Annotated in this window: 1 protein-coding gene; it reads right to left on the minus strand. The window is 62.9% G+C overall.

The annotated features are described in order from the left end of the window. Nucleotides 1-8216 (minus strand): amino acid adenylation domain-containing protein (locus tag ACODSO_RS28760; protein ID WP_489040030.1); only part of this gene is annotated, 8216 nt, incomplete at both ends.

The raw sequence follows: 8216 nt of genomic DNA on the forward strand, positions 1-8216 counted from the left end.
CACCCACCGCCGAAGAAAACACCTCCGACAACACCCGACCACCCACCGACACACCACTTGCCGACGCAGCACTGGACACTGGCATCAACGACGCGCGCTCGGAATCCGAGAGCAACTGCAACTGCCCGACGCGCAGTTCGGGTTGCGTCGCATACGCTTCGAGCACCCGTACGATCCGCTCGACGATCACGTCGACGTCGTGCGCCTCGAACAATTCCGGGAGGTACTTGGCCTCGATGTGAAGGCGCTCGTCGACCATCGCAACGAGGGTGAGCGGGTACTGGGCAGTGTCACTTCCGTCGACGATGTCCGATACGCGCAAACCGGCGATATCGGTTTCGTCGGTCAACCCTGCACGGTCGACAGGGTAGGACTCGAACACCGTCAGTGTGTCGAACGCGACGACCGGCCCGATAGCGCGCTGGATCTCGGTAAGGCCCAGGTAGTGGTGGTCGAGAAGCCCCGCCTGCTCGGACTGGAGTCGAACGATGAACGCACTCAGCGTTTCCCGCGGATCGAGCGTTACTCGGACGGGCAGAGTGTTGATGAACAGGCCGATCATCGACTCGATGTCGTTGATCTCCGGAGGTCGTCCGGACACGGTCGCGCCGAACAACACATCCGTTCGGCCGGTCAAGGTTGCCAAGACGGTTCCCCACGCAGCCTGAACGAGGGTGTTCACGGTGACTCCGCGTTCGCGCGCAACTGTCCTCAGACGCGCGGTCGACGGCGCGTCCAGTGAGGTCAACGCACGTCCCGCCCGTGTCGACTCCTGATGGCGACTCTCGACTGGAGTCAATAACGTCGGTTCCGACAATCCGGACAGTGCGGATACCCACGCGTCGCGCGCACTCGCGCTGTCACGTCGGCTCATCCACGCGAGGTAGTCGCGGTATGCAGGAACACGAGGCAATAGCGAGTCGTCGGCGTCGGTCGCGTACAGCGTCAGGAGCTCACGAATGATCAGGGGCGTCGACCAGCCGTCGATGAGAATGTGGTGATTGGTCAGCACGACACGCCAGTCGGCGTCGCCCACCTCGATGAACGTGAAGCGGAGAAGCGGGGCCACTGCCATGTTGAATCGGGTGGCCCGGTCCGCTGCCATGATTCGTTCGAGCTCGTCGGCAGTGTCGGTCTCGTTGAAAGACGTCAAGTCGATGTCGTGCCAGGGAACGTCGACGTCACGCTCGACGACCTGAATGGACTCGCCCTCCAAATCGTGCACGAACGCGGTTCGGAGATTCGAGTGGCGGTCGAGCAGAGCCTGTGCGGCACGTCGAAGTCTCGCCTTGTCCACCGAACCGGTGAGAGCCATCACGAGCTGAACGACGTAGGCGTCGACGGTCTGGTCGGACAGCTCGGCATGAAACAACATGCCGGATTGCAGCGGAGACATCGACCAGATGTCGACGAGCGCGGGGTATCGGCGTTCGACGTCGTCGATCGACTTCTGATCGAGCGCAACGAGATCGAGATCGGACGGGGTGAATCCACCTGCGCTCGGGTCGTGTATGTGGCGAGTCAGTGCGGTCAGCGCGGAAACCCACAGCTCCGCCAACTCTTCGATGTCCTCGCGTCGCAGTACACCCGTCGGGTACGCAAACGTCGCCTTCAGCGCGTCGCCATCGCGTCCGGTGGTGGTGACTGCGTTGATGTCGAGCGCCGCCGACACCGGCAGATCCTGGTTCTGGACATCGCCGATCTCGTCGTCCTCGACCGGCAGCCAGCCGACACCCCGGAGATTCTCGGGGATCCCGGCGCTGTAGCGACCGAGGTAGTTGAAGCTGATCTGCGGAGCGCTGTACTGCGCCAGTACATCACTGGAGTCTGCGTCGAGATACCGAAGCATGCCGTACCCGATACCGTGGTCCGGAACGCCGAGCAGTCGCTCCTTCACTGCCTTCACCAGTGCCCCCGCAGCAGGTCCGCCGGCGAGAGCGTCGTCGAGGTCGATTCCGCGTAGGTCGATGCGAACGGGATAGATCGTCGTGAACCAGCCGATCGTCCGAGAGAGATCGGCACCGGGAACCACGTGATCCTCACGGCCGTGAGCCTCGAGGCTGACCAGCGAATCCTCGGTGTCCACTCCGTTGGCGCGACGCCAGGCACCGATCGCCAGCGCCAAGCCCGCCATCAGTCCGTCGTTGACACTGCCGTGGAACTTCTCCGGAACAGTGGTCAGCAACGCCTCGGTGACGTCCGCGGGCAGTTCGACCTCGACGCGATCGACCGTCGAATAGACGTCGACCGTCGGGTCGAGAGGGCGGGATCCGACCAGTGGATCCGATCCGCTCAGTGTGTCTTCCCACATCGAGAGTTCGCGACGGCGGGATTCTGCCGTCTCGACCAACCCGTGGGCCCACCGACGCATGGACGTTCCGACTGGCAACAGCGCAGCCTCGTCCCCCGCATTGATCTGGGACCACGCAGTCGCGAGATCGGGAACGAGCACACGCCAGGACACGCCGTCGACGACGAGGTGATGCGCGACGATCAGCAGGCGTCCCGAGTCGGTCTCCGAGGCGAACCATACGAATTGAATCATGGCGCCCGACGCTGGATCGAGTCGTGCTGCGGCCCTGTCGAGTTCGGCCGCTGCCAAAGACGAGAACTTGTCCCCGGTCGTCGAATCGACGGTGACTCGATGCAGTACTGCTGCGGCGGCGACGGAGCCGACCGGCTGGACATCCATCGTCCATGCGGCGTCGTGGTGACGAAGACGCGCGCGCAGCATGTCGTGGTGATCGAGCACAGCCTGCACTGTGCCTTCGAGAGCAGATCGGTCGATGCCGCTGGGCATCGACAGCAATGCCGTCTGCGTGTGGCGATCGAATACTTGCGTTCGATCGACCATCCATCTGGTGATGGGAGTAAGAGGGACTTCACCGACACCGCCGCCGGGCAACTCGTCGAGAACGGCGACCGACGCACTGTCCGCTGCGAGCGCCACTTCGGCCAGAGCTGCGACCGTCTTGCGTTCGAACACGTCCCTCGGGGTCAGGACGAGCCCGGCAGCCTTGGCCCGGGACACCAGCTGGATGGACATGATGCTGTCGCCGCCGAGCGCGAAGAAGGAGTCGTCCACTCCGACGTTGTCGAGCTGAAGCACCTCCGAGAACAAGCCCGCCAGGAGCTTCTCGACCTGCGTATTTGCACTCCGGGTCGATTCCGAATGGTGATCGAACGTCGGATCCGGGAGCGCTCTGCGGTCGAGCTTGCCCGCAGGAGTGAGAGGTATCGACTCCAGCACGACGAACGACGTCGGAATCATATGGGAGGGCAAAGAGTCGGCGACATGGTTGCGCAACACCTGAGTGTCCACGCTGCTGCCCGAGGCGGGAACGAACCATGCGACGAGGATCGTGTTGCCTGCAGGGCCTTTCACGCCTGCGGTCGTCACGAACTCGACCGCAGGGTGCGCCGCGAGAACGGCGTCTATCTCGCCCAACTCGATACGGAAACCACGTACCTTGACCTGCGAATCGCTGCGTCCCACGAATTCCAGTGCGCCACTGCGATTCCACCGCACCACATCGCCGGTGCGGTACATGCGGCTGCCTGGGTCCCCGAACGGGTTCGCAACGAAGCGTTCGGCTGTCAGCGGGTGACGACCGTGGTAGCCGCGGGCTAGGGCAGGTCCCGCCAGATACAGTTCACCTGGCACACCCACCGGGACGGGCTTCATGCGAATGTCGAGCACTACCTCGGCGAAACCGATTGTCGGTGAGCCGATGTCGACCGGCGCCCCCGGTTGGAGCTGGTCGCTGATCGAGGAGAAGATCGTCGCTTCCGTGGGCCCGTACGCGTTGAACATCTTTCGGCCTGGGGCCCACCGTGCGACCAGATCGGGAGGACACGCGTCTCCTCCGGTCGCGATGACGCGTAGTGCCGTCAGACCGGTTGGATCCACCGACGCCAATGCCGCCGGCGTCACGAATGCGTGCGAAACGTCCTGATCTTTCATCAACTGGGCCAGATCCGGGCCGCCGTACATGTCGGGTGGTGCGATCACCATCGTCGCGCCCGCGCCGAAGGCCAGCATGAACTCGAGAATGGACGCGTCGAAACTGGGGGAAGCGAAAGCAAGAGTGCGGCAACCGGGTGACACCTCGAACCGAATTCGTTCTTCGGCAGCCAGATTCGCCAGACCACGATGGGTGACGACGACGCCCTTGGGCACCCCCGTGGAACCCGATGTATAGATCAGGTACGCGGCGTCGTCCAAGTGAAGCGGTTCGACTCGATCTGCATCCGTGACGGGTTCGTCCGAGAATTCTGCTGTGACGGATCGGAACCGGGGGTCGTCCACGACGATCCACACCGTGGAATCGGACAGCATCGCGAGCGATGCGGTGTCCGCCATTGTCGTCAGACCGAGTGCCACGCCGGAATCGCTGATCATGTGCGTGATGCGATCCGCAGGGTACGTCGGGTCGACAGGGAGGAATGCTGCTCCCGCCTTTGCCGTTGCCCACACGGCAACGATCGCCTCGTAGCTACGAGGCAGCGCGAGCGCAACGACGTCGCCGGGACCAACCCCATGATCGGTGATCATGCGTGCCAACTGCGACGAGCGTGAATCCAGTTCCCCGTAGCTCATGACGCCACCGTCGAACACGAGTGCCTGCGACGAGACCCCGGCTGCAGTGACGGCGTCGGCGAGAATGTCCGGCAGTAGTCGGGGCGCAACGGATTCGGGCCCACGAACCGGGGTCAGCGCGCCGTGCTCGTCCGGAGACAGCAGATCGACGTCACCGACTGCGACGCTGGGATCGATGGTCACGGCGCTCAGAATTGCAGTGAACCGCGTGGCGAACGTCCGCACCGTGGATTCATCGAACAGATCCATCGCGTACCGGAACGACGCCTCGATGCCGGCATGGTTGCCTGCGGAATCGAACGACTCGGAGACGGTCAGCTGAAGGTCGAAGTTCGCGACATCGTTCGCGAGCTCCATTGCTTCCACGTTCAGGCCCGGAAGTTCGATAGTGGGGCGGTCGGTGTGTTGGAACTCGAGCATGACCTGGAACAACGGTGTATGTGCGGTGGACCGGGCCGGATCGAGAGCATCGACGACACGTTCGAACGGTATGTCGGAGTGTGTGAATGCAGCCAGGTCTGTGGAACGAACATCGGCGAGAAGGTTCTCGAAGGATCCTGCTGGGTCCACCTCGGTGCGGAGCACCAGGGTGTTGACGAACATTCCGACCAACTCGTCGAGTGCCGCGTCCCCACGGCCGGAGATCGGCGTGCCTATCGAGATGTCGGTGGACGCCGACAAGGCCGACAGCAGCACCGTCAGCGACGCATGGACGATCATGAAGACACTGGAATCGTGGCTCGAAGCCAGCTCTGCCATCCGCTCGTGTACGACGGAGTCGACGGAGAATTCCACCTGGGAGCCGCGGAACGAGGATTCCGTCGGGCGTGGTCGGTCGGTCGGGAGTTCGAGCACTTCCGGCGCCCCTGACAGCGTATCGACCCAGAATGCCAATTGAGCAGACATGAGCGACGAGGGGTCGGACTCCGATCCGAGGAACTCGCGTTGCCAGAGTGAGTAATCCGCGTACTGCACCGGAAGAGGCGAGGTGGTGGGGGCTTCCCCCTGCATCCGCGCGCTATATGCCACGATCAAGTCGCGCGCCAGCGGCGCCGTGGAGAACCCGTCGGACGAGATGTGGTGGACGACGAAGGCGAGCACATGTTCGTTCTCGTCGATCTCGATGAGTCGCGCTCTGACCGGAACGCTGCTCGACACGTCGAAGCCGGTAGTGACGACCTCGGCTACCAGTTCGTGCACCCGCGACTCGGACTCGGCGCGCACCGCGGTGAGATCGGGCAACGCCTGGTGCGACTCGAGAATCGACTGAACCGGACCGTCGTCGGTGAGCGGAAACACGGTTCGCAGGGATTCGTGTCGGTCGACGACGTCCCCGACCGCGCTTCGCAGCGCATCCAGGTCCAGGCGCCCGGTCATGCGCATGGCGAACGCCACGTTGTAGGCAGCGGACGTCGTGTCGAATTGGTTGATGAACCACATGCGCTGCTGCGCGAGCGATACCGGTACTGCCGCCGGTCGATCGATCGGAACGAGAGCCGGTTTCGAATCGGTCCGGTGGCCCTGTGATTCCACTGTCGATGCCAGTGCACGGACGGTCGGAGCATCGAACAGGTCCCGGACGGTCAGTGACGATCCGACTGCGGTGTTGATCCTGGCCACCAGCCGCATTGCGACCAGGGAGTTGCCACCGACCGAGAAGAAGTTCTGCGTGACACCGATCTGATCGCCGCCGAGAAGGTCAGCGAACTCTGCCGCGATGATCTCCTCGACCGGATTCGACGGTGCCACGATTTCGTCGTCGGACAATGCGAACATCGGTGACGGCAGCAGCTTTCGGTCGAGCTTGCCGCTGGCGTTCAACGGGAACTCGGACAGTTCCATCACGAGCGACGGCACCATGTACGCCGGAAGGGATTCCGCAACCGCATCGGTGAGAACTGTTGCTTCGAAGACGGAATCGCGGGTAGGCACGACATAGGCCACGAGAATCTCGCCGGTGGAGACGGTGCTGTGGACGAGTGCGACGGCTTGTGCGACGGAGGGATGTCGCAACAGAGCGGCCTCGATCTCCGGCAATTCGATTCGCAGTCCGCGCAGCTTGACCTGGAAATCGGTTCTGCCGATGTACTCGATGGTGCCGTCTGCGCGCCATCGAACCAGGTCACCGGTGCGATACATCCGTGTGCCTGGCTCACCGTACGGGTCGGCGACGAATCGATCCGCGGTCAGATCTCCGCGCCCCACGTATCCGCGTGCGAGTTGTATACCCGCCAGGTACAACTCGCCGGGTGCACCGATAGGCGCAGGCTTCAGCGAAGCATCGAGCACGAACACACGTGTGTTCCATACCGGTGCGCCGATAGGAATCGACGTCAGTTCCGTGGTGGCACAGTGGTAATAGGTGACATCGACGGCCGCCTCTGTCGGTCCGTACAGATTGTGCAGAGACGCATCCGAGAAGCCGACGAACGCGTGGACCGTCGCGGGTGGTAGTGCTTCGCCGCTGCAGAACACCAGGCGAAGTGAGTTGCAGTCCTCTGGATGCGCGCCGTCGACGAACACGGCGAGCATCGACGGAACGAAGTGCACCGTGGTGATGCGCTCGCGCAGGATCACTCGGGACAGATATTCTGGGTCACGGTGCCCGTCGGGCGTCGCGATCACCAGTTTCGCGCCGACCTGGAGTGCCCAGAAGAACTCCCACACGGACACGTCGAAAGTAGCCGGAGTCTTCTGCAAGACAGTGTCCGACGGTTCGAGCTTGTACTCGTTCTGCATCCACAGCAGTCGGTTGACGATTGCTTCGTGGGTGACCGCTACGCCCTTCGGGCGACCTGTCGAACCCGAGGTGTAGATGACGTAGGCAGTGTTGCGGCCGGAGACGGTACCGAGCCGGTCACCCGCGCCCAGAGGTGTAGTCGACCTGTCCGACACGTCGATGAGGTCGATAGCGAGCACCGGCGTCGCCACGGAGACGTCGATCCAATCTCGGCTGGTCGTCAGAATGCACACCGGGCGTGCGCTGTCGAGTACATACGCGGACCGATCGACCGGGTGATCGGGATCGATCGGCACGTACGCGCCACCGGCTTTGACGATCGCATACATTCCGACAAGGAGGTCGACGGAGCGTCGGATAGCAAGCCCCACATGGGATTCCGGTCCAACTCCCAACGACACCAAGTGTCGCGCGAGTTGGTTGGCGCGTTCGTCCAGTTCTCGGTAGGTCACATGTTCGTCGTCGAAGACCAGCGCGATCGAGTACGGGCTCCGCGCGACCTGCAGGTCGAACAGGCTGTTGAGTGTCGGATCGGTTCCGACGACGGCGGGAAGCGCGTGGTCGGTCGAATTCCACTTCTGGAGTACGGTTTCCCGTTCTCTGATCGACAGTATGTCGACATCACGCAGCGGTGCGGTAGGCGCTTCGGAGATGGATCGCAACAGCCGAAGAAATCGGTCGACGAAATTGTCGATCGTGGCAGCCTCGAACAGAGCGGTCGAGTACGTGAATGCTGCGCTCGAGGAGCCGCTGGCCGACACCTGCTCGTCGACGCGCAGCTGCAGGTCGAACTTGGTAGTTCCGGTATCGAGTTCGTCGAATTCGACGAGAAGGTTCGGTAGTTCGAGGTGTGCTGTTTCGTTGTTCTGGAATTCG

This window comes from Rhodococcus sp. FG69, from assembly GCF_057808915.1.